Annotated in this window: 21 protein-coding genes and 1 tRNA gene; 6 read left to right on the top strand and 16 right to left on the bottom strand. The window is 62.8% G+C overall.

Features of this window, described 5'->3' with window-relative positions; genetic code table 11:
- Window positions 1-130 precede the first annotated feature (130 nt).
- Together V3388_RS16065 and V3388_RS16060 are read left to right on the top strand one after the other, a co-directional pair.
- Complete coding sequence (locus V3388_RS16065; protein WP_336368583.1) at window positions 131-616, top strand: hypothetical protein; 486 nt, start codon at window positions 131-133, stop codon at window positions 614-616.
- 112 nt (window positions 617-728) lie between these two features.
- Complete coding sequence (locus tag V3388_RS16060) at window positions 729-1,391, top strand: outer membrane beta-barrel protein (protein ID WP_336368582.1); 663 nt, start codon at window positions 729-731, stop codon at window positions 1,389-1,391.
- Between the two features lie 28 nt (window positions 1,392-1,419).
- Here the strand turns inward: V3388_RS16060 and rlmKL are convergent, their stop codons facing one another.
- Entirely contained in the window at window positions 1,420-3,624 is a 2,205-nt protein-coding gene (rlmKL, locus tag V3388_RS16055; protein WP_336368581.1) for a bifunctional 23S rRNA (guanine(2069)-N(7))-methyltransferase RlmK/23S rRNA (guanine(2445)-N(2))-methyltransferase RlmL, read from the bottom strand.
- A 312-nt stretch (window positions 3,625-3,936) separates the two neighbouring features.
- Between rlmKL and rmf the strand changes: the two genes are divergently transcribed.
- Window positions 3,937-4,149, top strand: coding sequence for a ribosome modulation factor (rmf, locus tag V3388_RS16050; protein ID WP_336368580.1), 213 nt, complete (start codon window positions 3,937-3,939; stop codon window positions 4,147-4,149).
- A 173-nt stretch (window positions 4,150-4,322) separates the two neighbouring features.
- Here the strand turns inward: rmf and V3388_RS16045 are convergent, their stop codons facing one another.
- Both V3388_RS16045 and V3388_RS16040 read right to left on the bottom strand, forming a co-directional pair.
- The gene (locus V3388_RS16045; RefSeq protein WP_336368579.1) at window positions 4,323-5,351 is read right to left on the bottom strand and encodes a quinone-dependent dihydroorotate dehydrogenase; all 1,029 of its coding nucleotides are present in this window, start codon (window positions 5,349-5,351) and stop codon (window positions 4,323-4,325) included.
- A gap of 338 nt (window positions 5,352-5,689) precedes the next feature.
- On the bottom strand, window positions 5,690-7,189 hold the full coding sequence (locus tag V3388_RS16040) for a RimK family protein (RefSeq protein ID WP_336368578.1): 1,500 nt from the start codon (window positions 7,187-7,189) through the stop codon (window positions 5,690-5,692).
- 218 nt (window positions 7,190-7,407) lie between these two features.
- Between V3388_RS16040 and rimI the strand changes: the two genes are divergently transcribed.
- Window positions 7,408-8,526 (top strand): ribosomal protein S18-alanine N-acetyltransferase, encoded by a 1,119-nt coding sequence (gene rimI / locus V3388_RS16035; RefSeq protein WP_336368577.1) that lies wholly within the window; start codon window positions 7,408-7,410, stop codon window positions 8,524-8,526.
- Here the strand turns inward: rimI and uvrB are convergent, their stop codons facing one another.
- Entirely contained in the window at window positions 8,527-10,587 is a 2,061-nt protein-coding gene (gene uvrB, locus V3388_RS16030) for an excinuclease ABC subunit UvrB (protein ID WP_336368576.1), read from the bottom strand.
- A 190-nt stretch (window positions 10,588-10,777) separates the two neighbouring features.
- On the opposite strand from uvrB, the gene V3388_RS16025 reads away from it, so the two are divergent.
- Complete coding sequence (locus tag V3388_RS16025) at window positions 10,778-11,962, top strand: pyridoxal phosphate-dependent aminotransferase (RefSeq protein ID WP_336368575.1); 1,185 nt, start codon at window positions 10,778-10,780, stop codon at window positions 11,960-11,962.
- A gap of 82 nt (window positions 11,963-12,044) precedes the next feature.
- Window positions 12,045-12,120: transfer RNA gene (locus tag V3388_RS16020), tRNA-Asn, on the top strand.
- A 425-nt stretch (window positions 12,121-12,545) separates the two neighbouring features.
- Here the strand turns inward: V3388_RS16020 and pyrF are convergent.
- From pyrF to purU, 12 genes are all read right to left on the bottom strand, one after another.
- On the bottom strand, window positions 12,546-13,259 hold the full coding sequence (gene pyrF, locus V3388_RS16015) for an orotidine-5'-phosphate decarboxylase (protein WP_336368574.1): 714 nt from the start codon (window positions 13,257-13,259) through the stop codon (window positions 12,546-12,548).
- A 30-nt stretch (window positions 13,260-13,289) separates the two neighbouring features.
- Window positions 13,290-14,459 carry a lipopolysaccharide assembly protein LapB gene (lapB, locus tag V3388_RS16010; RefSeq protein ID WP_336368573.1) on the bottom strand — a complete coding sequence of 390 codons (1,170 nt, stop codon included), beginning with the start codon at window positions 14,457-14,459 and terminating at the stop codon, window positions 13,290-13,292.
- A complete protein-coding gene (locus V3388_RS16005; protein ID WP_336368572.1) occupies window positions 14,459-14,761 on the bottom strand; it encodes a LapA family protein in 303 nt (100 codons plus the stop codon). The genes lapB and V3388_RS16005 overlap by 1 nt, the downstream gene beginning before the upstream one ends.
- Window positions 14,762-14,819: 58 nt before the next feature.
- On the bottom strand, window positions 14,820-15,116 hold the full coding sequence (locus V3388_RS16000) for an integration host factor subunit beta (RefSeq protein WP_336368571.1): 297 nt from the start codon (window positions 15,114-15,116) through the stop codon (window positions 14,820-14,822).
- A gap of 131 nt (window positions 15,117-15,247) precedes the next feature.
- Window positions 15,248-16,939 (bottom strand): 30S ribosomal protein S1, encoded by a 1,692-nt coding sequence (gene rpsA / locus V3388_RS15995; protein ID WP_336368570.1) that lies wholly within the window; start codon window positions 16,937-16,939, stop codon window positions 15,248-15,250.
- A 130-nt stretch (window positions 16,940-17,069) separates the two neighbouring features.
- A complete protein-coding gene (gene cmk, locus V3388_RS15990) occupies window positions 17,070-17,750 on the bottom strand; it encodes a (d)CMP kinase (RefSeq protein ID WP_336368569.1) in 681 nt (226 codons plus the stop codon).
- Window positions 17,747-19,993, bottom strand: a complete 2,247-nt coding sequence (locus tag V3388_RS15985) for a bifunctional prephenate dehydrogenase/3-phosphoshikimate 1-carboxyvinyltransferase (protein WP_336368568.1) — start codon at window positions 19,991-19,993, stop codon at window positions 17,747-17,749. Before V3388_RS15985 ends, cmk begins: the two co-directional genes overlap by 4 nt.
- Window positions 19,965-21,074: a histidinol-phosphate transaminase gene (gene hisC, locus V3388_RS15980; protein WP_336368567.1), complete on the bottom strand. Its 1,110-nt coding sequence runs from the start codon at window positions 21,072-21,074 to the stop codon at window positions 19,965-19,967. Before hisC ends, V3388_RS15985 begins: the two co-directional genes overlap by 29 nt.
- 50 nt (window positions 21,075-21,124) lie before the next feature.
- A complete protein-coding gene (pheA, locus tag V3388_RS15975; protein ID WP_336368566.1) occupies window positions 21,125-22,222 on the bottom strand; it encodes a prephenate dehydratase in 1,098 nt (365 codons plus the stop codon).
- A gap of 2 nt (window positions 22,223-22,224) precedes the next feature.
- Window positions 22,225-23,307 (bottom strand): 3-phosphoserine/phosphohydroxythreonine transaminase, encoded by a 1,083-nt coding sequence (gene serC, locus V3388_RS15970; RefSeq protein WP_336368565.1) that lies wholly within the window; start codon window positions 23,305-23,307, stop codon window positions 22,225-22,227.
- Complete coding sequence (gene gyrA / locus V3388_RS15965; protein WP_336368564.1) at window positions 23,304-25,874, bottom strand: DNA gyrase subunit A; 2,571 nt, start codon at window positions 25,872-25,874, stop codon at window positions 23,304-23,306. Before gyrA ends, serC begins: the two co-directional genes overlap by 4 nt.
- 125 nt (window positions 25,875-25,999) lie before the next feature.
- On the bottom strand, window positions 26,000-26,854 hold the full coding sequence (gene purU, locus V3388_RS15960) for a formyltetrahydrofolate deformylase (RefSeq protein ID WP_336368563.1): 855 nt from the start codon (window positions 26,852-26,854) through the stop codon (window positions 26,000-26,002).
- Window positions 26,855-26,909: the final 55 nt, after the last annotated feature.

Raw genomic sequence — 26,909 nt, 5'->3', positions numbered from 1 at the left:
ATAATACCGGCCACAGTATGGCATGAAGCGCTTGCCGCTCCTACCGTGACGCCTGCGCCCCACGCTTCAGACCAGAGCGCATCGGCCGCGCCCTGCCCGCTGACATGCCCCAACGCCTTCGGAGTTGCCCGTGCCCCTGCCCCGCTTTCTCGATATCGAATACTGCCAGACCGACGATGTCCTCTTCCCGACCGCCATGGCCTGGTCGCTGGAGGACGGACGCATGAAAACCGTGGTGATTGCGCCAGACGACGACTGGCTGCCGGACGACGGGGACCTGGGCGACGTGGACCTGGCGTACCTGGAGGAACAGGGTGTGCCGCTGATCGAACTCGCCCGGGAGCTGCACCAGGACCTGCCGGACCAGACGGTTTACGTGGACGGCCTGGACCCGGATGAGGTGCTTGTGGACAAAATCTTCAGCGCGGTGGCCCAGGAGGCCCCGTTTGAGCTGGCCCCCATTGGCGAACTGATTCCGGACCTGAGCCCGGATGACCTGGAGGACCGGCGCCGCCAGTACCTGATTGACGAGGGCCTGGAGCCCCGGCTGCCGGAAAACGGCGTTTACGGCCTGCTGATGCTGGCCCGGGACGCCGGGCTGATGGACGAGGACTGACCGGCACCGGGAACGCGCGACCGCGCCGGGAACTGTGACGAACGTCCGCGTAACACACCGTTACACAAGGCAGAATGCCCGGACGTTCCGTCAGCCAGGATCCCGACACCCCATGAAAGACCTGCGTTTCGCCCCCATCGCTGTTGCCACTGTGTCCCGAGCGTGTCATCGCGCGAGATTGTCTCCGGGGATGGCCCTGGGCCTGGTTGCGCTGGTCGCCAGCCCACTGGCCATGGCGCAGGACGACACCCCCAAGCCCCGGGCCGACAAGCATTACATCGGCCTGCTGGCCACCACCTTTGACCACCGGTCCGTCGGGCCTCTCGAAGAGGACGCCTGGGGCCAGGCCGGCACCCTGGTGGTCGGCGGCCACATCAATGATATGTTCCATACGGAATTTCGCCTGGGCGGCGGTTACGACGACGCCCAGGTACCGGACAGCGACCTGACCCTGTCCGTGAACTATTACGCCAGCTGGTACATGGGCCTGCATTACCCGATTACCGACTACGCCAATGTTTACGGCCAGTTGGGGTTTTCCTACATCAACGGCGACGCCACCCTGACCAACCTGGACCAGGACCGGAACAAACTGTACAAGGACTTCGGCTCGGAATTCCCAGCCAGCAGTTTTGCGGTGAACTGGCTGGCCGGGATTGATTTCGAGGTGTTCAGCGACACCTATCTGGTGTTCGAGGGCGGCAAACTGTTCGAGGACACGGACACCGGCGTCGAGAGCTTCCAGTTCTCCGGCGGCCTGCGCTACGAATTCTGATGTCGCCGGGCCTCCGGCTGAGCCCCGTCTAGAGCTGGTGCCGGATGTGCCAGCACCGATGGATGCGGGCGTTGCGCTGGAAGTCCCTGTCCAGGGTTTGAGCCGTCACCTCTTCCACTTCAAACTCGTCCTCCAGCGTCGCATCCAGGCGGAATCGGCGGAAGTTGTTCGAGAAGATCAGCAGGCCCTCCGGCGCCAGCCGGGCCATGGCCTGGCGCACCAGCACCGGATGATCCCGCTGGATGTCCAGCACCCCGTCCATCCTCGCCGAGTTGGAGAAGGTCGGCGGGTCCATAAAGATGAGATCAAACACCCCGCGACCTTGAGCCGGCTCCGCCAGCCAGGCCAAGCAGTCCGCCTGCTCAACCCGGTGACGGCGGACATCGGCACCGTTCAGCGCCAGGTTGTCCTGAGCCCACGCCACGTACGTCTTTGACATATCGAGGCTCAGGGACTCCCGGGCGCCGCCAACCACAGCGTGCACCGTCGCCGCCCCGGTGTAGCAGAACAGGTTCAGGAAGCGCTTACCCCGGGCGTGTTCGCCAATCCAGCGGCGCACTGACCGGTGATCCAGGAACAGCCCCGTGTCCAGGTAATCCCGCAGGTTCACTTTCAGGGCGCAACCGTGCTCGTGAACGGTGAAAAATTCCTCGGTTTGGGACTGCTTTTCGTATTGCCGGGTACCTGCCTGGCGCTGGCGCTGCTTGTACACCACCTGCTCTGATGGCACCTCCAGCACCTCCGGAATCACCGCCAGCGCCTCCGCCAACCGCTCCCGGGCGGCGCGCTCATCGACGGTCTTGGGGGGAGCATACTCCTGCACATGCACCCGGCCCTCGTACAGATCGATGGCCAGGGCGTATTCCGGCATATCGGCGTCGTACAGACGGTAGCAGCCAATGTCCTGCTTGCGGGCCCACTGGCCCAGGGTCTTGCGGTTTTTCTTCAGGCGGTTGGCCAGCATGGCGGCCCGCTCCGGGTTGGCAATGCGAGGGCGCACCGTAGCCGGCGCATCCGGGTCCCGGGGGGCGACCGCGTTGTCTGGGCGCACTTCAAACAGCAGCAGCTGCGTTTGCAGCTTGCCGTTAAACAGGCGGTACTGCTTGAAGCTTCGCAGCCCAATGGAGCGACCAAACTCCGGCGCGCCGGTAAACACCCCCAGGCGCCAGCCGGGTACGGCGGACGTTACCGCCTCGCCGAGGGACTGGTAAAGCCCGCTCAGCTCTGCCCGCTCGCTGAGCCGTTCGCCGTATGGCGGGTTGGTCAGCACCAGTCCGTGATCGGCCCAGCCCTCGCCGTCCAGCCGAAACTCATTAACGGGCCGAGCTTCGACATGAACCACGCCCTCGAGCCCCGCCCTCTGGATGTTCTTCCAGGCGGTGGCAATCACCCGGGCGTCGGCGTCAAAGCCGGCGATTTTCGGGACGCGGCCCTGGCGCCCATCGTGGGCGCGCCGCTCGGCCTCCTGGCGCAGGGCCATCCAGACCTCCGGCTGGTGGCCGGGCCATTTCTCAAACCCGAACCGCTCCTGCCGACGCCCCGGCGCGATGTCCAGGGCCATCTGCGCGGCTTCAATCAGCAGGGTGCCGGAGCCGCACATGGGATCGGCAAAATCGCCGCCGGCCGCGGCAATGTCCGGCCAGCCGGCCCGAAGCAGCAGCGCTGCCGCCAGGTTTTCCTTGAGCGGCGCAATGCCCTTCTCGGTGCGGTAGCCGCGCATGTGCAGGCTGTGGCCGCTCAGATCGATGCCGAGGAACAGGCGATCCCGGTGCAGGCGCGCGGACACCGTCAGGTCCGGATCACGGGTGGCCACCGAGGGCCGGGCCAGCCCCTTCGCCCGAAAGCTGTCCACAATGCCGTCCTTGACCCGCTGGGCCCCGTACTGGGTGTTGCGGATGGCCCGGTTCTGGCCGATGAACACCACCCGAAACGAGGTGGCGGGATCGATGTGCTGCTGCCAGTCGAGGCCCGCGACCCCCTCATACAAAGCGTCGTCCGTGTCGCCGTTGATGTCCGCCACCTGCAGGATCACCCGGTTGGCCAGCCGGGACCACAGGCAGGCCCGGTAGCCTGCCGCCAGCTCTCCCTGCACCCAGACCCCCGCCGGCGAGTGCCGGACCGTTTCCAGGCCGAAACCCGCCAGCTCGTCGGCCAACAGGTACTCGATGCCCTTCGGGCAGGTTACAAAATAGACAGGTGTGGACAAGGCAGGCTCCTGGCTGGCAATGCTCATGGCGTTAAGTTTCCGAATTGGCGGCGGTTCTGGGGGAACGACCGTCATTTTTAGTTCATCAGACTATAAGAGAAGGGTCATCTAGATGAAATAAATAGTGTACAGGCGCCGAAGGTTCGTTCTACCTTGTAATTGACGCGTCGTTCCGGGGGACTGAATGCCCTCGTTAACAGGATCCTGACTGCTCTGGCCTGGAGTGGCAATAGGGAGATGTGCCGGCAGGTGGAAGAAGCCCGGTGGTTACCCTCCCGTTTGCTGAGGCCAAGCAGGTGTGCACACGCATGTTCTGTTAATCCATCAGTGAGGAACGGCATGAAGAGACAGAAAAGAGATATGCACGCTCGTGCATTCAAACGGGGTTATCTCGCTGGCGTGTCCGGCAAATCCAAAGACAGCTGCCCGCTGGATCATCCGGAGGTACGCCAGGAATGGCTCAACGGGTGGCGCGAAGGCCGACAAGATAACTGGGAGGGCATGACCGGCGTTTCCGGCATTCACCGAATGGCCACCGTGAACTCCGCCTGAGTCAGGAACGACTCTGCGGCACGGGCCAGACCCCGACCCTGATCTGAATCTTTCACAACAGACTGAGGCAATCGACAGAAACACCCAGACGGGGCCTCCCGCCCCGGACCAACTGAAGATACGCCACGGGGTTTATTCCCCGCACGGGCCCGCTCTGCGGGCCCATCTTCGTTTCAGGCCCTGGACATTTCCCTCCGGATGGCCTCCACCGCCTCCCCGATCAACGCCGGCCCCCGATAAATAAAGCCGGTGTAAATCTGCACCAGCCGGGCGCCAGCGTGAATTTTTTCGGCAGCGCTGGCGCCGTCGGTAATGCCACCCACACCAATGATCGGCAGGCGATCCCCAAGCTCTGCGTAGAGTCCCTGAATCACCCGCAGGGACGCCGCGCGTACCGGCGCACCGCTGAGGCCGCCGGCTTCTTCCGCGTGGCGATGGCCCGCCACGGCATCCCGGGCGATGGTGGTGTTGGTCGCAATCACGCCGTCCAGGCCGGTCTCCAGCAGTGCCTCGGCGACAAAGCGGATACCGGTATCGTCCATATCCGGGGCGATTTTCACCGCAATCGGCACGTACCGGCCGGTCTCGGCCTGACAGCGGCTCTGCTCGTCCTTGATGGCCTCCAGCAGGCGTTTGAGGACATCGCCAAACTGCAGGTCCCGCAGGCCCGGGGTGTTGGGGGAAGACACGTTCACCGTGATGTAGTCGGCACGGGTGTAGACCGCAGCGATGCCCCGGCGGTAGTCGTCCTCGGAGCGCTCATTCGGCGTGTCCTTGTTCTTGCCCACATTGATGCCCAGTATGCCCTGGTACCGGCGCTGGTCAACCCGCGCCAGCAGGTGCTCGAGGCCTTCGTTGTTAAACCCCATGCGATTGATAATGGCCTGATGCTCCGGTAAGCGGAACATCCGTGGCTGAGGGTTACCCGGCTGCGGGCGGGGCGTGACCGTGCCCACTTCAATAAAGCCGAAACCCAGGCTGCCGAGGGCGTCGACGTAATCGGCGTTCTTGTCCAGGCCAGCCGCCAGGCCCACCGGATTCGGGAACGTCAGGCCCATCACCTCCACCGGCAGCGGTTCCACCCGGGGCGCCAGGCACCCCAGCAGCCCCAGCTTGCCCGCAACCGACAGCCCGTTCAGCGCGACGTGGTGGGCCTGCTCAGGGGGCAGGCGAAACAACAGGTTTCGGGCAAGACCGTACATGCACACACTCCAGAATCCGGGGAGGCGGAAGTATACCGGAAGTTTTCCACAGCATCCCGTTCGCCCTCCGGATCGACGCTAACTGATTGACTCTCTGACCCCTCAGACGCTTTTCCACGGATTCTGTGGATAACCCTGTTGAAAATCGCCGGTGACGCTTTCCGATCCCTTGATAACCCTGCCGCTCTACAGATTGATCATTTTTTGATCAGCAAAATTTCTCTTTATTTTCAACAGGATGAAATTCAAACAGGCGATTCATGACGGGATGTTTACGTTTGCTCACACAGTCACGGCATTGTCACCATGTGCATAAACCGGCGAGCGACCGGGGCCCGTCAGCCCCGGCGTTTGGCCTCCATGCGGGACAGAAATTCCTGCATGACCAGGGTGTACAACTCGCCGCCGAGGAACTTGTCTTCAACCCCGGAATCGATGCTCGGGTTGTCGTTGACTTCAATCACCGCCACCCGATTGCCCGACTGCTTGATGTCCACACCGTACAGCCCGTTGCCGATCAGCCGCGTGGCGTTCAGGGCCGCCTGAATCACGTTGCGGGGCACCTCATAGGTGGGCAGGGTCTCGAAGCCGCCGCTCTCGGTCTTGGACTCGTCGTGCTGGTAAATCTGCCAGTGGCCCTTCACCATGAGGTATTTGCAGGCGTAGATCGCCCGGCCGCCCAGCACGCCGATGCGCCAGTCGTAGTCCGTGTACAGGTACTCCTGCGCCAACACCAGGGCCGATTGCCGAAACAGTTCCTTCAGGCCGGCTTTCAGCTCCTTTTCGTCTTTGGCCTTGGTTACGCCTCGGGAGAAGGCGCCGTCCGGGATCTTAATCACCACCGGGAAGCCCAGCTCGCCGCTGATACGCTCTACAGCGTCTTTCTGGTCCCGGGAGATGATCAGGGTTTTCGGCGTGGGCACCTTGTTGTTCTTCAGCAGGTCCGCCAGGAACACCTTGTTGGTGCAGCGCAGGATGGACACCGGGTCGTCAATCACCACCAGGCCTTCTGCGTCCGCTTTACGGGCAAACCGGTAGGTGTGGTGGTCAATGGCGGTGGTCTCCCGGATGAACAGACCGTCGTACTCCGGCAGGCGCATATAGTCCCGGCGGGTAATCCGCTCGACGTTGATGCCCAGCTTGCGACCGGCCTTCTCGAAGCGTTTGAGGGCGGCTTCGTCACTCGGCGGCAGCTGTTCTTCCGGGTTCACCAGCATGGCCAGATCAAACCGGTACTGGCGCCGACTACGGGGCTTGCGCCAGACAATGGTGCTGAACCGGTCCAGGGCGGAGGCAAACACGTCCTGCTCCTGCTCGGTGAGGTCTGCCGGTGACGCCGGGCGCATGGATTCGATCTGCCAGGTCTTGCGGCGCTTGAACACGATCTCCAGCACCGGGCACGGGAATCGCTCGAACAGGGCGCGGGCGACCGGCTTCAGATCCGGATGCTGGGCCTGGCCAAAATAGGTGCGGATGCGCACTTCGTGGGTGGCGCCTTTCTCGTCGCCGTCGCCCTCGATTTCCGAACCGGCGTTCTCCAGCCACTGGATCACGCTGCGGTCCAGTTCCTCCAGCTCCAGAGAGAACAGTCCTTTTCGGCTGAGGTCGTTCAGGGTCATCACCGACGGCACCACGTGGTGGCCCCGGGCCTCGGCCAGCAGCGAGCAGTAATAGCCCTGGCTCAGGTAACGGGCGCTCTGGCACAGGTTGATGACCCGGACCCGGGCGGACGCCGGGGCGGTGTACTGGAGGTATTGCTCGAACGTCAGCACGTCCTCGCTCGGATAATACGGGGCCCAGTCCTTGGCGCGGTCAACGACGATGAGCAATCGGGACATGAGTGTGGTGCCTCCCTGAAGATGCGGCCGCCACTGGCGGGCCGGGTTTGTCATTATGGTCGCCACAATACCGGGCGCGGGACGCCCGGACAATGCGCCGGTCATGCGTGCTTTTACCCATGACAGAAGCACTTGCGTGCAGCTCTACCTCCACCATAATAGCGCCAGGAGACGAACCCGCCAGCCAATCCACCGCCGCCTCCGTCCGGGACCCGAACATGCCTGATGTTGTACTGAGACACGCCACCGTCGACGACCTCGACGCGCTGGTCCGTCTGGAGAACCGGAGCTTCGACGAAGACCGAATTTCCCGGCGCAGTTTCCGCCGTTTTATCGAGCAGCCCAGGGACCGCCTGATCGTGGCGGAACTGGACGGCGAACTGGCTGGCTACTGCCTGGTCTTGATGAACGCCGCCACCCGGCTGGCGCGCATCTATTCCATCGCGGTTTCCCCTGCCGCCCGCGGCCGAGGCCTTGGCGAGCAGTTGATCCGGGCCGCCGAACGGGACGCGGTGGAGGCGGACCGCATCGTCATGCGCCTGGAGGTCCGGGAGGACAACGCCGGGGCCATCGCGCTTTACCGGCGCCTGGGCTATCGGCAATTCGGCACCTACCGGGATTATTACGAGGACCACGGCGACGCTCTTCGCTTCGAACGGCGCATACTCTTTTACGAGCCCTCCCGCGCGTTCACCCCCGTACCTTTTTACCCCCAGACCACTGAGTTCACCTGTGGCCCGGCCGCCCTGATCATGGCCATGGCGGCCCTGGACGAGGACCAGCCGGTGAACACGCTGGAGGAACTGCGGATCTGGCGGGAGGCCACCACCATTTTCATGCTTGCCGGCCACGGCGGCTGCGGGCCTCACGGCCTGGCGCTATCCGCCTGGAAGCGCGGCTTTGAGGCCAGCGCCTGGATCAGCCAGGAGGGCGCCCTGTTCAAGGACACGGTGCGCAACGACGACAAAAAACGGGTGCTGGAACTGGTGCACGAAGGCTTTCTGCATGACATCGGGGGCACGGGCATCGCGCTTCACCACGACCCACTGACTCTGGAGGGCATCGAGGCGGCGCTGCTCGACGGCCGCATCCCGATCATCCTGATCAGCACCTGGCAGCTCAACCGCAGCCGGGTGCCCCACTGGGTGACCGTTTGCGCCATCGACGACCAGTTCATCTACCTGCACGATCCCGAAATCGACGTGGAGATGGGGGAAACCGTCGCCGACAAACAGTACTTCCCGGTGGACAAGCGGGTGTTCAGCCGGATGTCCCGTTACGGCCGAAACCAGCCGCTGCAGGCGGCGGTCATTGTCGGGCCCCGTCGGCCCGCCTGATCAGCCGGTCCGCAGGGCCGCTTCCTTCAGTTCGGAAATCTCATCCCGCAGGCGGGCGGCGGCCTCGAAATCCAGCTCGGAGGCCGCCTTGTACATCTCGTCCTCCAGCCGCGCCACTTCCTTGAGGATGTCCTTCGGCGACCGGTCGCCCACCTTCGCCCGATACTGCTCGGCCTCTTCTGCCGCTTTCGCGCCGGGTCGCTCGGCCTTGCGGCGGCCACGCCCGCCACCGCCGGAGGCGCCTTCCATGATGTCCGCCACTTTCTTGTTCAGGCCGGTGGGCGTGATGCCGTGCTCCTCGTTGAACGCCGTCTGGCGGGCCCGGCGGCGCTCGGTTTCGTCAATCGCCCGGCGCATGGAGCCGGTGATGTTGTCGCCATAGAGAATGGCCTTCCCGTTGACGTTCCGAGCGGCCCGGCCGATGGTCTGGATCAACGACCGCTCGCTGCGCAGGAAGCCTTCTTTATCCGCGTCCAGAATGGCGACCAGTGAGACTTCCGGCATGTCCAGGCCTTCCCGCAGCAGGTTGATGCCCACCAGCACGTCAAACTCGCCCCGGCGCAGGTCCCGGATGATTTCCACCCGCTCGACCGTGTCGATGTCCGAGTGCAGGTACCGCACACGGATGTCGTGTTCCATCAGGAAGTCCGTGAGATCCTCCGCCATCCGCTTGGTCAGGGTGGTCACCAGTACCCGTTCTTCCACCGCTACCCGGGCGTGGATTTCCGACAGCAGATCGTCCACCTGGGTGGACGCCGGCCGGACCTCAATCTCCGGATCCAGAAGCCCGGTGGGTCGCACCACCTGCTCCACCACCTGGCCGGCATGATCGGCCTCATAAGCCGCCGGCGTGGCGGACACAAAAATCATCTGGGGCGCCACCCGTTCCCATTCCTCGAATCGCATGGGCCGGTTATCCAGGGCCGATGGCAAGCGAAAACCGTATTCCACCAGGGTCTCCTTGCGGGACCGGTCGCCCTTGTACATCGCGCCAATCTGGGGAATGGTCACGTGGGATTCGTCCACCACCAGCAGCGCGTTCGGCGGCAGGTAATCAAACAGGGTGGGAGGCGGCTCTCCCGGGTTTCGCCCGGACAGGTAGCGGGAGTAGTTCTCAATGCCGTTGCAGTAGCCCAGCTCCAGCATCATCTCGATGTCGTAGCGGGTACGTTCCTCCAGGCGCTGGGCTTCCACCAGGCGGTTGTTGTCCCGCAGCACCTTAAGGCGTTCGTCCAGCTCGACCTTGATGTGCTCCACCGCATCCAGCACCGTCTGCCGGGGCGTCACATAGTGGGATTTGGGGTAGATGGTCACCCGGGGTACCCGACGCAGCACCTCCCCGGTCAGCGGATCGAAGTAACTGAGGTTTTCCACCTCGTCATCAAACAGCTCAATGCGAATGGCCTCTTTCTCGGATTCCGCTGGAAACACGTCAATCACATCCCCCCGCACCCGGTAGTTGGCCCGGTGAAACTCGATGTCGTTGCGGGTGTACTGCAGCTCGGCCAGGCGGCGAAGAATCGAGCGCTGGTCCACTGGGTCGCCCCGATCCAGGTGAAGCATCATCTTGAGGTAGGACTGGGGATCCCCCAAGCCGTAGATGGCAGACACGGTCGCCACGATGATCGCGTCCGGCCGTTCCAGCAGCGCTTTGGTGGCGGACAAGCGCATCTGCTCGATGTGCTCGTTGATGGACGCGTCCTTCTCGATGAAGGTGTCCGAGGACGGCACGTAGGCCTCGGGCTGGTAATAATCGTAGTAGGAGACGAAATACTCCACCGCGTTGTCCGGGAAAAACTCCCGGAACTCGCCGTAGAGCTGGGCCGCGAGGGTTTTGTTGTGGGCCATGATGATGGTGGGCCGCTGGACCTGCTCGATCACGTTGGCAATGGTGAACGTCTTGCCCGAGCCGGTCACCCCCAGCAGCGTCTGGTGCGCCAGGCCGGAGTGAATGCCGTCCACCAGCCCTTCAATGGCCTTGGGCTGGTCGCCGGCCGGCTGGTAAGAGGACTCGACGCGAAACGCACCGGTGCGGGAAACACTGGATTCTTGATGGGCCATAGCGGACAGACACCCTCCGGGGCTTGGCAGGCACGAACCTGTTGCGGCTCATACCTTTGGGACATTTAGCGTTGCGCGGGCTTCATGATAACATCTTCATGATCGGCGGCTGAGCGAGGTTCAGCCAGCACCGGAGACTGACCCCGGCCCGATCGCCCCCAACAAGACGCAGCTTTAAGGAGCTCAAAGTTTGGACCTTCAACTTTCCAGCCGAGTACAGTCAATCAAGCCCTCCCCCACGCTCGCGGTAACCAACAAGGCGGCCGAATTGCGCGCTGCCGGCCAGGACATTATTGGCCTGGGTGCTGGCGAGCCGGACTTCGACACCCCCCAGCACATCAAGCAGGCAGCCATTGAGGCCATCAACAACGGCCAGACCAAGTACACCGCCGTGGATGGTACGCCCGCTCTGAAGAAAGCGATTATTGCGAAGTTCAAGCGTGACAACGGCCTGGAATACGAAGCAAACCAGATACTGGTCTCCAGTGGTGGCAAACAGAGCTTTTTCAACCTTGCCCTGGCGACCCTGAACCCGGGTGACGAAGCCATCATCCCCGCACCCTACTGGGTGTCCTATCCGGACATGGTGCTGGTGGCGGAAGGCAAGCCGGTGATTGTGGAATCCTCCGCCGAGACCCGGTTCAAGATTACCGCCGAGCAACTGGAAGCCGCCATCACCGAGCGCACCCGGCTGTTCGTGATCAACAGCCCGTCCAACCCAAGCGGCATGGCCTACACCCTGGATGAGCTGAAGGCCCTGGCCGAGGTGCTGAAGAAGCACCCGCAGGTGATGATTGCCACCGACGACATGTACGAGCCGATCCTGTGGACCGGCCAGCCGTTCTGCAACATCCTGAACGCCTGCCCGGAGCTGTACGATCGCACGTTCGTGCTCAACGGCGTCTCCAAGGCCTACTCCATGACCGGCTGGCGCATCGGTTACGCGGCGGGCCCGGCGAAGATCATCGGCGCGATGAAGAAGATCCAGTCCCAGAGCACGTCCAACCCCTGCTCCATTTCCCAAGCGGCCGCCACGGCCGCCCTGGACGGCGATCAGGCCTGTGTGGGCGAGATGGTCAAGGCGTTCAAGGAGCGCCACGACTGGCTGGTGGCGGCCCTGAATGAGCTGCCGGGCGTCGAGTGTCTCAAAGGCGACGGTACCTTCTATGTGTTCCCGAGCTTCCAGGGCGCCATCGAGGCGTACGCCGGTGTCAGTAACGACGTGGAGTTCGCCGAGCAGCTGCTGAGCGAAGCCGGTGTCGCGCTGGTGCCGGGTTCGGCATTCGGTGCCCCCGGGCACATGCGCCTGAGCTTCGCCACGAGCATGGATAACCTCCGCAATGCGGTGGAGCGCCTGCGCAAGGCGCTGTCCTGAGCCGGCGCTGAGAAAGTTGTCGCGAAGGGTTGACGAGGCCGTGGGACGCACTTAATATACGCGCCTCGTCGACTGACGATGTTCCCCGATAGCTCAGTTGGTAGAGCAACGGACTGTTAATCCGTTTGTCGCTGGTTCGAGCCCAGCTCGGGGAGCCACTCTTCTAAAAGCCCGCTAATTCTCTGGATTAGCGGGCTTTTTCGTTTTCGGGTTTTGTGGTTTGCCTGTTGCCGGGTTCAACTTCTGCGGCTTGGTTCGCGCCTGTTGGTTGGGTCGCTAGCCTGGTTGCTGAGGAAAACAAAAGCGAAGAAGGCCAAGAAAAAGACGGGGAACAGGTGGTCAGGCCCTTAGCCGAAGCCGACAGAATAAAAGCGGCGCGAAGATCACCAAGTTCATCTTTTAAGCGGACGAAACCTCAGTTTGAACAGGGGATCGGGCGGGGCGTTCCAAAACTGTGGAGGGCCAGGGATGGCCCGACCCAAGCCCACATGGACGTGCTCGTGGCGTGTTTTGGAACGCCCCGCCCGATCCCCTGTCCCCAAAACCTTCAGGCTGGGGCCCAATCCCCAGGCAACACCAAGCGCTAGACTTTAGAAGAAATCTCTCGATGAATGGCCTCGAGGGCCGCCAGCGGGTCCGGCGCCTGGGTGATCGGCCGGCCGATCACCAGGTAGTCGGCACCGGCCTCAAGGGCCGCAGTCGGGGTCATGACGCGCTGTTGGTCGCCCCGGTCGGCGGTCAGCGGCCGGATACCGGGCGTGACCAGTTTGAAATCGGCGCCCTGAGCCAATTTCAGCGCGGGGGCTTCCTGGGCGGAGCAGACCACGCCGTCCAGGCCGCAGTTGCGGGTCAGGGTCGCCAGGCGGGCGACGTGAGCCTCGGGAGAATCGGTGATGCCGATGCCGGCGAGGTCGGCGGCGTTCATGCTGGTGAGCACCGTCACCGCGATCAGCAGCGGGCGGTCGGCGCCGAACGATTCCAGCCGCTCCCGGCAGGCGGTCATCATTTTTTCCCCGCCGGAGGCGTGCACGTTCACCATCCAGACGCCCAGGTCCGCCGCGGCCGCGACCGCCGCCGAGGTGGTGTTGGGAATGTCATGAAATTTCAGATCAAGAAAGACCTCGAAACCCCGCTGTTGCAGCGCCGACACCAGTTGCGGACCGGACCGGGTGAACAGCTCCTTGCCCACTTTCAAGCGGCATTTGGACGGGTCCAACCGGTCGACCAGGGCCAGCGCGGGGTCCTGGGACGGGAAATCGAGGGCGACAATGAGTTTGGGGTCAGGGACGGATGACACGGTAACGGGTCCTGCGATGATCAAATGAAGTTATTCAGCTTCCACGCCCTGAATCGGGCGCACGGTTTCCCACTGCTTGCAGCTCGGGCACAGCCAGTGAAGGCGCTGGCCGGAAAAGCCACATTCCACGCAGCGGTACACCGGTCGATTAGCCAGCAGCAAATGGCCAATACGGCTGACCAGACGGCCTTCGTCGGTGGTCATGCCCTTTTCATAGCCCGCCAGTTCTACCAGGCGCAACAGCCCACGGACGGACGGGCGCAATTCCAGTTCCTGGCGCAGCAGATCGATGGCAGCCGGGCGGCCAGAGGCTCGCTCAACCGATTCCACCAGCGCCAGGAGCAGGCTGGTGCTGGGATGCCGTTCATACAGTTTGCGCAGCTTCCGGCCGAGGCGGCTGACGTCGCCGTGTTCGTGCTCCAGCTTCATCAGCCGGTCAATGGCCTCCGGACCGAATTCCGGGTTCTGGTCGAATACTTTCAGGCTTTCCCGGCCCGCCTCCCGGAAGCTGCCCTGGCGGATCAGCAGGGTCATCATGATCAGCGTGGCGCGAACGCAGGCGCGGTCGTATTCGAGCGCTTCCTTGACCAGCTTCTGGGCGGCCCAGCGATCGTCGTGGCGAAGCGCTTCGTCGGCCTGTTCGCAGGTCAGATACGCCAGCGTCTTGAACAGTGCCCCATCCGCATCACCCCGGGCGAGGGTGCGAGCCACGTCGGCGGCCTTGGCCCATTCGCGCTCCTGCTGGTAAAGCTCGATAAGGTGTCGGGCACCCTCGCGACCATACTCCCGATCACCCAGAATTTGATGCAACAACGCTTCCGCCCGATCGAGCAGGCCGGCGTTCATATAATCCAGAGCCAGTTCCAGCGTTACCTGGGGCGAATAACGGGCCGGCAACTCGGGGCGGCCCAACAGGTTCTGGTGAATCAGGATGGCGCGGTCGGTTTCGCCCTTGTTGCGGAAGTGACTGCCAATGGAGAGATGAAGGCCAACCGTATCCCGGTTCACGGCCAGGGACTGGACGAAGTTCTCGACCGCCTGATCGGAATAGTTGGTGAACAGGAATTGCAGGCGATCCCGGACCGACTCTTCGTCGGAAATGGCCGTCTGGGAACGGCGACTGCCGCTACCCGACCGGCCCGCCAGCCACCCGGCGGCCACGGCCACTGTCAGCAGCAGCCATTGAAACACAATATCCATTAAAGCGTCCGGTCGGTCTGAACCCTGGCTTTCTCCAATGCCTGTTCGGCACGATCCAGCCGCTTCTGCAGCTGGCGACGGGACACCGAGGACCGTACCGTGGCCAGCAGGGTTACCACGATACCTAGCAAGGCGCCCAGAATAAAGGCGAGAATAATCCAGACCGCCACGCCGTGAGGCTGGGTTTCAAACAGCAGGAGGTTGAGTGAGACCGCCATCTGATTGTTCAGCGAAAACACAAGCGCCAACAGGATCAGGATCAACACCAACACAAGGATCAGGACTTTCTGAAATCCTGCCATAGAATCCGATCTCCTCAGGCCCTGGGGCCAGCCTGCATAGGGTGGGTGTTCAGACGGATCAGAAGCCCTTTTTCAGGCTGTCGTTGACCTGCTCTCGGAGTTCCTTGCCGGGCTTGAAATGTGGAACAAACTTGGCCGGCAGGCTGACCGCCTCACCCGTCTTTGGATTGCGCCCGACCCGGGCCGCACGATGATGCAAAGAAAAGCTGCCGAACCCTCGAATCTCGATCCGCTGACCGTCCGCTAGCGACTGCGACATGTGCTCAATGATGGTTTTTACAGCCAGCTCCACATCTTTGACGGACAACTGCGTCTGCTTTGAAGCAATCAGTTCGACCAACTCGGACTTCGTCATGAGGTGCTTCCCTCTTTCATTATTATCCGACAGCGATACACCGCGTTCCTGAGTCCTAGTTTAGCCAAACCAGAAAAAAACACAAAAAAAACGGGCTCTTAGAGCCCGTTTTTTTGAAGCCAACCCGGAAATCAGTCCTTGCTGGCGTTCTGCTGCTGCATCTGCTCCTTGATGAGATCACCAATGGTGGTCGCACCGGAGGTTTCAGCGGTCTTGCTGCGTACGTTTTCCAGAGCCTGCTTGTCGTCCTCAACGTCCTTGGACTTGACCGACAGGTTGATGACGCGGTTCTTGCGGTCGATGCTGATGATCTTCGCTTCGACTTCTTCGCCTTCCTTCAGAACGTTACGCGCGTCTTCCACGCGGTCACGGCTGATTTCAGAGGCCTTCAGTACCGCTTCAACTTCGTCGTTCAGGGCGATGGTGGCGCCTTTGGCGTCAACCGCAGACACGGTACCCTTCACGATGGAGCCTTTGTCGTTCAGCTGAACAAACTCGGCAAATGGATCGCTCTCGAGCTGCTTGATACCCAGGGAGATACGCTCACGCTCGGGATCAACAGACAGGATGACGGTTTCAACTTCGTCGCCCTTCTTGTACTCGCGAACGGCTTCTTCGCCAGTCTCGTTCCAGCTGATGTCGGACAGGTGCACCAGGCCGTCAATACCACCGTCCAGGCCGATGAAGATGCCGAAGTCAGTGATGGACTTGATCTTGCCGGAGATGCGATCGCCCTTGTTGAAGTTGCTGGAGAAATCTTCCCAGGGGTTGGACACGCACTGCTTGATGCCCAGAGAGATACGGCGACGCTCTTCGTCGATGTCCAGGATCATCACCTGAACCTCATCGCCGACCTGAACCACCTTGGACGGATGGATGTTCTTGTTGGTCCAGTCCATTTCGGACACGTGAACCAGACCCTCAACACCCTCTTCCAGCTCGGCAAAGCAGCCGTAGTCGGTCAGGTTAGTGACGCGAGCCATGACCTTGGAACCTTCCGGGTAACGACCCTTGATATCGACCCAGGGATCTTCGCCCAGCTGCTTCAGGCCCAGGGACACACGGTTGCGCTCGCGGTCGAACTTCAGGACCTTCACATTGATCTCGTCGCCCACATTCACGATTTCGCTCGGATGCTTGATGCGCTTCCAGGCCATATCAGTGATGTGCAGCAGGCCGTCTACACCGCCCAGGTCTACGAACGCGCCGTAGTCGGTCAGGTTCTTGACGATACCCTTGATTTCCAGACCTTCGGTCAGGGTCTCGAGCAGGGCTTCGCGCTGCTCGCTGTTCTCAGCTTCCAGAACGGCGCGGCGGGAAACCACCACGTTGTTACGCTTCTGGTCCAGCTTGATGACCTTGAATTCCAGTTCCTTGTTCTCCAGGTGCGCAGTGTCGCGAACCGGACGAACGTCTACCAGGGAACCCGGCAGGAAGGCACGGATGCCAGCCAGATCAACGGTGAAACCACCCTTGACCTTGCCGTTGATAATACCTTTGACCACTTCTTCCGCTTCGAAGGACTTCTCGAGCACCTTCCAGGCTTCAGCGCGCTTGGCCTTTTCGCGCGACAGACGGGTTTCACCGAAACCGTCCTCAACTGCATCGAGAGCTACATCGACAACGTCGCCGATAGCTACTTCCATCTCGCCTTTTTCGTTCAGAAACTGGGAGGCGGGGATAACGCCTTCGGACTTCAGCCCGGCGTTAACGGTGACCCAGTCGTTATCGATGTCTACAACGGTTCCCTGAACAATGGAACCCGGCTGCATATCGATTTCTTTTAAACTCTCTTCGAAAAGATCCGCAAAGCTCTCGCTCATTATATGTCCTATGTGATCAACGCAAGTACGCTCCGTGCCGCCAGCAACACGGTCTGTTAATGGTTTCCGGGAGCGGCCAAGGGCTGGCAAGATGCGCCACTACCGGCATTTCAACGGCAAAAAGGTGCGGTCAGGCCTGACCTGCAGCGGCCATGCACCTGTCCAACACCTCTTCGATACTCAAACCCGTCGAATCAATGACTTGCGCATCGTCTGCAGGTTTGAGAGGGGCTGCGGAACGGTTCATATCCCGCTCATCGCGAACCCGTATCTCTTCCAAAAGGGCGTCAATGTTAACATCCACCCCAGCGTCCTTCAACTGGTTAAAACGTCGCCGGGCCCGTTCCTCGGCGCTTGCCGTCAGGAAGATTTTGACCGGCGCGTCCGGGAACACCACCGTGCCCATATCCCGGCCGTCCGCGACCAGCCCGGGGGCTTGCCGGAAATCCCGCTGCCGCTGCAGCAGCGCGTCCCGCACCGGCTGGATCACCGCAACCCGGGAGGCGTTATCGCCGCAACGCTCGGTACGGATCTCCCCAGTCACGTCCTGCCCGGACAGCAACACCCGGGCCGGTTCTCCCGGGGGCGTTGGCTCGAAGGTGACGTCCAGGCTGGCGGCCACCGACACCAGGGCCGCTTCGTCATCCAGCGCCACACCCTGGCGCTCGGCGGCCAGGGCGGTCAGCCGATAGAGGGCGCCGCTGTCCAGCAGGTGCCAGCCCAGGCGACGAGCGAGCATCTGGGTGACCGTGCCCTTTCCTGATCCGCCGGGGCCGTCCACGGTAATCACCGGTGCCACAGAATCGGTCATGCCTCACCCTTTGCGCTGATGTGAATGCCAACGCCGGCGGCCAGTTCCACAAAGCCCGGAAAGGACGTGGCCACGTTGGCGCAGTCCCGCACGGTGATGGCGTCGGTTGCCCGGAGCGAGGCCACCGCAAAGGACATGGCGATGCGGTGATCGCCGTGACTGTCGATGGTGCCGCCCCCCAGGGTCTGGCCGCCGTCAATAATGATGCCGTCCGGCGTCACGGTGGTCTGGACGCCCAGGGCGGCCAGGCCATCCGCCATCACCTGGATGCGATCGCTCTCTTTTACGCGCAGCTCCTCGGCGCCCCGCAGGACGGTGCGGCCTGTTGCACAGGTGGCGGCAATAAACAGTACCGGGAATTCATCGATGGCCAGGGGCACCTGGTCCTCGGGGATGTCGATGCCGTGGAGCTCGGCGGAGCGAACCCGCAGGTCCGCGACCGGCTCACCGCCGATTTCCCGCTCGTCCAGTACCTCAATGCTGGCGCCCATCTGGCGCAGGATATTGATCACGCCGATTCGGGTCGGATTCATGCCCACGTGGCGCAGGATCAGGTCGGAATCCGGGGCGATGCTCGCCGCCACCAGGAAGAACGCCGCGGATGAAATGTCCGCCGGCACGTCAATGGCGGTTGCCGTCAGGCTGCCGCCGCCGGAAACGCTGGCGGTCGCCCCGTCCCGGTGTACGTGGTAGCCAAAACCCGCCAGCATGCGCTCGGTGTGGTCCCGGGTCGGTGCCGGTTCAGTCACCGAAGTCACGCCGTCGGCGTACAGGCCCGCCAGCAGCAGGCAGGATTTCACCTGGGCGCTGGCCATCGGCATCTCATAGTGGATTCCGGTCAAGGGCTGTCCGCCCCGGATGCGCAGCGGTGGGCGACCGCCCTCGGCGGTGTCGATCACCGCGCCCATCGCCCGCAGCGGGTCAGCCACGCGGGCCATCGGACGTTTGGTCAGGCTGGCGTCACCGGTCAGTTCGGCGTCGAAACCCTGGGCGGCCAGCAGGCCGGCAAACAGGCGCATGGCAGTACCCGAGTTGCCGACATAGAGTGGGCCCCGGGGAGCCTGCAGTCCATGCATGCCGACACCGTGGATGCGCACGAAGCCGTTGTCCGGGCCTTCAATGGTCACGCCCATGTCCCGGAACGCCTGGAGCGTGGCGAGGCTGTCCTCACCTTCCAGGAACCCTTTCACCTCGGTGATGCCATCGGCCAGGGCGCCGAGCATGATCGAGCGATGGGAAATGGATTTGTCGCCGGGCACCCGGATATCGCCGTGCACCGAGCCGCCGGGCTGGAGCTGGAAAGTTACCTGTTTATCGCTGTTGTTGGTCACGTATGCCTGTCCTGAGAGCATTTTTGAAAAGTGGTCCCGAGCCGCCTTGGCGCGGCTGAACACCCGAAGCAGAGTGGCGCCGTCACCGTTAGCGATGGCCGTGCGCAGCTGGTCGAGGTCCCGGGTGAAGTGATCGATTCCCCGCAGGACCGCGTCCCGGTTTGACAGAAAGATGTCGTGCCACATTACCGGATCGCTGGCGGCAATCCGGGTGAAGTCCCGGAAACCACCGGCCGCGTAGCGGAAGATGTCCATATTCTCATCTTCCCCCGCGAGCGTGTCCACCAGGGAGAACGCGATCAGATGCGGCAGATGGCTGGTGGCCGCGAGCACGTCGTCGTGGTGGGCCACCGTCATGGTCAGCACCTGGGCACCGCAACCGCGCCAGAGCGCGCTCAGTCGCTCGACATCCTCGGAGCGATTGGCCGGCCCCGGGGTCAGAATGGTCTTGTGCCGGGCGAACAGGTCCGGGTTGGCGGCCCGGATGCCGCTGCGCTCGGAGCCGGCGATTGGATGTCCCGGCAGCACGTTCGCCGGCCAGTCACCGAACACCGCCTGAACATCGGCCACAAAGCTGGATTTGGTGCTGCCCACGTCGGTCAGCAGCACGTCCGCCGGAAGGTGCGGCCGCAGCGCTTCCAGCACGGCCCGGTTGGCCCGCACCGGCACCGCCAGGATCACCAGGTCCGCGCCCTGCGCGGCCGCGGCCACCGAGGGCACCACCTCATCCGCCACGCCCAGTTCAACGGCCAGGGCCAGGTCGTCCGCGCGCTGATCAAAGCCCACCACCCGGCCGGCCAGACCGGACCGCCGGATGGCCGCGCCAAGGGAACCGCCAATCAGCCCGAGGCCGATAATGGCGACACGCTGAAACAGCGGCGACTCACCCACCCAGCACCTCGGCCAGGGCATCAAGGAAGCGCCGGTTTTCATGTTCCAGACCCACGGAAACCCGCAGGTGTCTTGGCATGCCATATCCTGCCACGGGGCGGACGATGACACCCCGGACCAGCAGGGCTTGGTAGACGTCGCCGGCCTGGTCGCCCACATCCACGGCGATAAAGTTACCGAACGACGGAATGTAGGGCAGCCCGAGGCCGTCAAAGCCTTCGGCCAGTTGCGCCAGGCCGGCGGTGTTTACCGCGCGGGAGCGCTCAAGATAGGCCTCGTCGTCCAGAACGGCGGTAGCGGCGGCCAGGGCAATGCTGTCCACGTTGAACGGCTGGCGAACGCGGTTGAGAACATCGGCGATCGCCGGGGAGCTGACGCTGTAACCCACCCGCAACGCGGCCAGGCCCCAGGCCTTGGAGAAGGTCCGGCAGACAATCAGGTTCGGGTAGCGGTCCAGCAACCGCAGACCGTCCGGATAGCCATCGCCGTTGAGGTATTCGCAGTAGGCCTCGTCCAACACCACCAATACCCGCTCCGGCACCGCGTCCAGGAATGCCCTGAGCGCCGCATCGGAATGCACCGTACCGGTGGGGTTATTGGGATTGGCCACAAAGATCAGCCGGGTGCGCTCGGTAACCGCCGCCGCCATGGCGTCCAAGTCATGGCCCCAGTCACGGGCCGGAACCGAGACGCCGGTGGCTCCGATGGCCTGGGTGACCAGCGGATAGACGGCAAACGCGTACTGCGAGTAAATCACCTCGCTGTCCGGGCCGGCAAAGCAGCGGGCAATCACTTCCAGCACATCGTTGGAGCCATTACCCAGGGTCAGTTGGCTCATGGACAGGCCGTAGCGCTCTGCCAGTTTCTGTTTGAGGGCAAAACCGTTGCCGTCCGGGTACAGGCAAAGCTCATCCAGCGCCCGACGGGCCGCGGCCAGCGCTTGCTCGCTGGGCCCAAGGGGGTTTTCGTTGCTGGCCAGCTTGATGATGCGGTCCGGGTCCAGCCCGAGTTCCCGGGCCAGCTCCTCAATCGGCTTGCCGGGCTGGTAAGGCTGAAGTGCCTGTACGCCGCTGACGGCGAGGCTCTGATAATCCACGGCCAATTCCGCCTCCTTACTGTATTTGTGTCAAAACCGTCGTTACAGAGCCGCTGTTACAAAACCCCGATGGGGTAAGACCCTAAACGCTTAAGCTCCACCGCCTCGTCATCCACCTCGGCCAGCACCTTGCGCACCAGTTCGTCGTCCGTGTGCCCTTCAAAATCGATGTAGAACACGTAGGCCCAGGTCCCGCTCGGCGACGGCCGGGTTTCGATCCGGGTCAGGCTGAGGCCATGACGGTGGAACGGTTCCAGCAGCTGGTACAGGGCGCCGGGCTTGTTGCGCATGGACACCAGGATGGAGGACTTATCGTGGCCGCTTGCCGGCACCGCTTCCCGACCAATGATCAGGAACCGGGTGGTGTTGTCCGGCCGGTCCTCGATGCTGTTGGCGGTGCGCTCCAGGCCATACAGCTCCGCCGCCATGTCGCCGGCGATGGCCGCCGTGCCCGGCTCTTCCGCCGCGCGTCGGGCCGCTTCCGCGTTGCTGGAGACGGTCACCCGCTCAATCCCATAGCGGTGCGTGTCCAGCCACTGGCGGCACTGGGCGAAGGACTGCTGATGGGAATAGATCCGGGTGATCGGCTGATCCCGGAACTTGGGCGATACCAGCAGATGGTGATGAATGCGCAGTTGCACTTCCCCGCAGATTTTCAGCGGAGAGGACATGAACATGTCGAGGGTATGGTTGATCATACCTTCGGTGGAATTTTCCACCGGCACCACGCCGTAATGGGCCGCACCGGATTCCACTTCCCGGAACACCGCGTCAATGGCCGGCAGCGGCACACTGACAACGGAATGCCCGAAATGCTTGAGCGCCGCTGCCTGGGTAAAGGTGCCCACCGGCCCAAGGAAGGCGATGTGCATGGGCTTTTCCAGGGCCAGGCAGGCGGACATGATTTCCCGGAACAGCCGGGCCATTTCCTCTGCGGGCAGCGGGCCCGGGTTCTCCGCCTTGATGCGGCGCAGCACCTGGGCCTCTCGCTCCGGCCGGTAGAAGACCACGTCCTGCCCCGGGTTGGCGGCCATCTTGACGTGGGCCACTTCCTGCGCGCACCGGGCCCGGGCGCTGATCAGATCCATGATCTGCTGGTCAAGCCGGTCGATTTCGTCCCGGAGTTCGCCCAGACGGGTCTTCTCGTCGGTCATCGTCAGCCCTGCTCCTTCGCAAATTCCGCCATGTAATTGATCAGCGCGTCCACGCCGGCTTCGGGCATGGCGTTGTACAGGCTGGCCCGCATGCCACCAACGGAACGGTGGCCCTTGAGGTTCAGCAGGCCCCGGGCATCCGCGCCTTTCAGGAAGGCGCCGTTCAGGGCGTCGTCGGCCAGGGTGAACGGCACGTTCATCCAGGAGCGGGCGCTGGGATCGATCGGGTTGGCGTAGAACTCGCTGTTGTCGATGAACTCGTACAACTTGCGGGCCTTCCGGGCGTTGATGTCACCCATCGCCTGTACCCCGCCCTGGGCCTTCAGCCATTTGAACACCAGGCCCGCCAGATACCAGGAGTAAGTGGCGGGGGTGTTGTACATGGAATCGTTATCGGCGATGACCTGATAGTTCATCATCGTCGGGGTTTCCTTGCGGGCCTTGCCCAGCAGGTCCTTGCGGATGATGACCACCACCAGCCCGGAAGGGCCGATGTTTTTCTGGGCGCCGGCGTAGATCAGGCCGAACTTCGACACGTCCAGGGGCCGGGACAGCAAGGTGGACGACATGTCCGCCACCAGCGGCACGCCGGCGGTCTCGGGCACAAAGCCAAATTCCAGGCCGCCGATGGTCTCGTTCGGGGTGTAGTGCAGGTAGGCGGCATCCGGGCGAGTGGCCCACCGCGCGGGGTCCGGTACCGTGGTGAAGCCGGTGTTCTCAGAGCTGGCCGCCACGTTCACGTCCGCGTAGCGACGCGCCTCGGCAATGGCCTTCTTGGACCAGATGCCGGTGTTGATGTAGTCGGCGGAGGTCTTGTCACCCAACAGGTTCAGCGGCACCGTGGAGAACTGGCTGGAGGCGCCACCCTGCATGAACAGCACGGCGTAGTCATCGGAAATGCCGGCCAGGTCCCGCAGGTCCTGCTCGGCTTCCTCGGCGATGGCCACGAACTCATCGCTGCGATGGCTCATCTCCATCACGGACATGCCCGTTCCGCGCCAGTCCAGCATTTCATCCCGGGCCTGCCGGAGCACCGGTTCCGGCAGAGTTGCCGGCCCGGCGCAAAAGTTGAACGCCCTGCTCATGCTTCGTTGTCCTCGTCGCCTTCGATCTCGTCATCGTCGGATTCGGCAATCCGCTCCACGCCCACCAGACGTTCGTCTTCCTGGCTCAGGCGAATCAGCCGTACACCCTGGGTGTTCCGGCTCAGCACGGAGACTTCGTCCGTGCGAGTACGCACCAGCGTGCCCTTGTCGGAAATCAGCATCATCTCGTCGCCGTCAAACAGCTGCAGGGCGGTGACCAGGTTGCCGTTACGCTCGGAGCACTGCATGGCAATGACGCCCTGGCTGCCGCGGCTGTAGGCCGGGAACTCGTCAATGGCGGTGCGCTTGCCGTAGCCGTGCTCGCTGGCGGTGAGAATCACCCCGCCGTCCTGCGGAATGATCAGGGACACCACGTGGTGCCCTTCCGGCATCCTGATGCCCCGCACGCCCCGCGCGGTCCGGCTCATCGGGCGCACCTGCTCTTCCTGGAAGCGCACGGCCTTGCCGGCGGTCGAGAACAGCATCACCTCGGCGCTGCCGTCGGTGATCGCCGCGCCCACCAGGGTGTCGCCCTCATCCAGACTCAGCGCGATCAGGCCGCTGCTGCGGGGGCGTGAGAAATTGGGCAGCGGGGTCTTCTTGACCACGCCGGCGGACGTAGCCATCAGCACGAACTGGTCTTCCGGGTAGTCCCGCACCGGCAGGAAGGTGGTGATGCGCTCGCCTTCGTCCAGCGGCAGGATGTTGACCATCGGCCGCCCGCGGCTGCCACGACTGCCGCGGGGAATCTCGAACACCCGCAGCCAGTAGACCTTGCCCCGGTTGGAGAAGCACAAAATGGTGTCGTGGGAATTGGCCACCAGCAGCTTCTCGATGAAATCTTCATCTTTCATTGAGGTGGCGGACTTGCCGCGCCCGCCCCGGCGCTGGGCCTGGTAATCTTCCACCGCCTGGGTCTTGGCATAGCCGCCGTGGGAGATGGTGACCACCAGGTCTTCTTCGTCGATCAGGTCGGCGACGGTCAGGTCCCGGCGGGAGCTGGTGATTTCGGTGCGGCGGGCGTCGCCGTAGTCGTTGACGATTTCCTGCAGCTCATCACGGATCACCTGAAGCAGGCGCTCCGGATCGCCGAGGATGTCCAGCAGGTCCGCGATTTTGGTGAGAATGTCCTTGTACTCGTTCTGGAGTTTTTCCGTCTCCAGACCGGTCAGGCGGTGCAGACGAAGATCCAGGATAGCCTGGGCCTGCTCCGGTGACAGATGGTACTGACCGTTACGCAGGCCGTAGATTTCCGGCAGATCGTCCGGTCGGCAGGCGTCTTCGCCGGCCCGTTCGAGCATCGCCAGAACGTCACCGGGCGCCCAGCCCCGGTCCATCAGCTTTTCTTTGGCTTCGGCGGCGGACGGCGACTGCTTGATCAGCTCGATGATCTCATCGATGTTGGCCAGGGCCACCGTGAGGCCTTCCAGAATGTGGCCCCGCTCGCGGGCCTTGCGCAGCTCGTAAAGGGTCCGGCGGGTGACGACTTCCCGGCGATGGCGCAGGAAGGCGTCCAGCATTTCCTTCAGGTTCAGGGTCTTCGGCTCGCCGTTGACCAGGGCCACCATGTTGATGCCAAACACGGTTTCCAGCTGGGTATGGGCAAACAGGTTGTTGATCACCACGTCGGCATTTTCGCCGCGGCGCAGCTCGATGACCACCCGAATGCCTTCCTTGTTGGATTCATCCCGCAGCTCGGTGATGCCCTCAAGGCGCTTTTCCTTGACCAGCTCGGCGATCTTCTCGATCAGACGGGCCTTGTTCAACTGGTACGGCAGCTCGGTGATGATGACGGACTCGCGGCCCGTCTTCTTGTCCACTTCCACTTCATGACGGGCGCGGATATAGATACGGCCACGGCCGGTCCGGTAGGCCTCAACAATGCCCGCCCGGCCGTTGATGATGCCCTCGGTGGGAAAGTCCGGGCCCGGGATGTACGCCATCAGGTCGTCCACGGACAGGTCCGGGTCGTCGATCAGGGCCAGACAGCCGTTCACCACTTCCGTCAGGTTGTGGGGCGGAATGTTGGTGGCCATGCCTACGGCAATACCGGAGGAGCCGTTCACCAACAGGTTGGGCACCCGGGTCGGCATGACCTCCGGAATCCGCTCGGTGCCGTCGTAGTTGTCGACGTAATCGACCGTTTCCTTGTCCAGATCCGCCAGCAGCGAGTGGGCAATCTTCTCCATACGGATTTCGGTGTAACGCATGGCCGCGGCGCTGTCGCCGTCGATGGAACCGAAGTTGCCCTGGCCATCCACCAGCGGGTAGCGCAGCGAGAACGGCTGAGCCATGCGCACGATGGTGTCGTAGACCGCAGAGTCGCCGTGAGGGTGGTATTTACCGATCACATCACCGACCACACGGGCCGATTTCTTGTAGGCCTTGTTCCAGTCGTTGCCCAGCTCGGACATGGCGAACAGCACCCGACGGTGCACCGGCTTGAGGCCGTCCCGCACGTCCGGCAGGGCGCGGCCAACGATCACGCTCATGGCGTAATCGAGGTACGACTGTTTCAACTCGTCTTCAATGTTGACCGGCAGGATCTCTTTGGCTAACTCACCCATCGAGAAAGGTTCCTTTGCGTTTCTGGAAGTCGTGCAGGACCCTGTAACCGGGCCCCGGATTGGTTCTTCAATAAGCCGTCAAGCATACCACAGTCCGCTCCGCGCCGGAGCAGGCCCCGGTGCGCTCAGTCAAATACCACCGTCTTGTTTTCGTAGGTGATGACCCGGTCCTCGATGTGCGCCCGCAGGCCCCGTGCCAGCACGTTTTTCTCCACGTCCTTGCCCAGGCGGACCATGTCGTCAATGGCGTCGCTGTGGCTGATCCGGATCACGTCCTGCTCGATGATCGGGCCTTCGTCCAGGTCCTGGGTGACATAGTGGCAGGTGGCGCCAATCAGTTTCACACCCCGGCTGTAGGCCTGATGGTAAGGCCGGGCGCCGGCAAAGGACGGCAGGAAGCTGTGATGGATGTTGATCACTTTGCCCGCATACTTCTCGCACACGGACGCCGGCAGGATCTGCATGTAGCGGGCCAGCACGACGACGTCTGCCTCGTACTGCTCCAGCAGCCCGTCGATCTGCTCGAATGCCGCGGCCTTGGTGTCTTTGGTGACCGGCACGTGGTGGTAGGGAATTTCGTGCCATTCCACCATCCGGCGCAAATCGTTGTGGTTGGAAATGACCGCCACGATTTCCACGTTCAACTCGTTGCTGTGCCAGCGGTACAGGAGGTCCGCCAGGCAATGGGATTCCTTGCTGCACATGAGCACCACCCGCTTGCGACGGGCCGAGTCCTCGATGCGCCAGTTCATGTTGAATTCCCGGGCAATCGGCTCGAAAGCGGCGCGGAACTGGTCCAGGCCAAACGGAATGGATTCGGCCTTGATTTCATGGCGCATGAAGAACCAGCCGGTCTGGGCATCGGAATGGTGGCTCGCCTCGGTAATCCAGCCGTTGTAGGTGGACAGGAAATTACTCACCTTGGCAACGATTCCGACCCGGTCCGGGCAGGAAATCACAAGACGATAGGTATGCTGCATAACGCCTTTCCTTAACATGAATCCGGGAAAGCAGGTGCGACGGGAACCGCGTGGG

Source organism: Marinobacter sp. C2H3, assembly GCF_037080155.1.
Lineage (GTDB): Bacteria > Pseudomonadota > Gammaproteobacteria > Pseudomonadales > Oleiphilaceae > Marinobacter.
The sequence above is the reverse complement of the archived record's forward strand: the minus strand, read 5'-3'. Positions and strand labels throughout refer to the sequence as shown.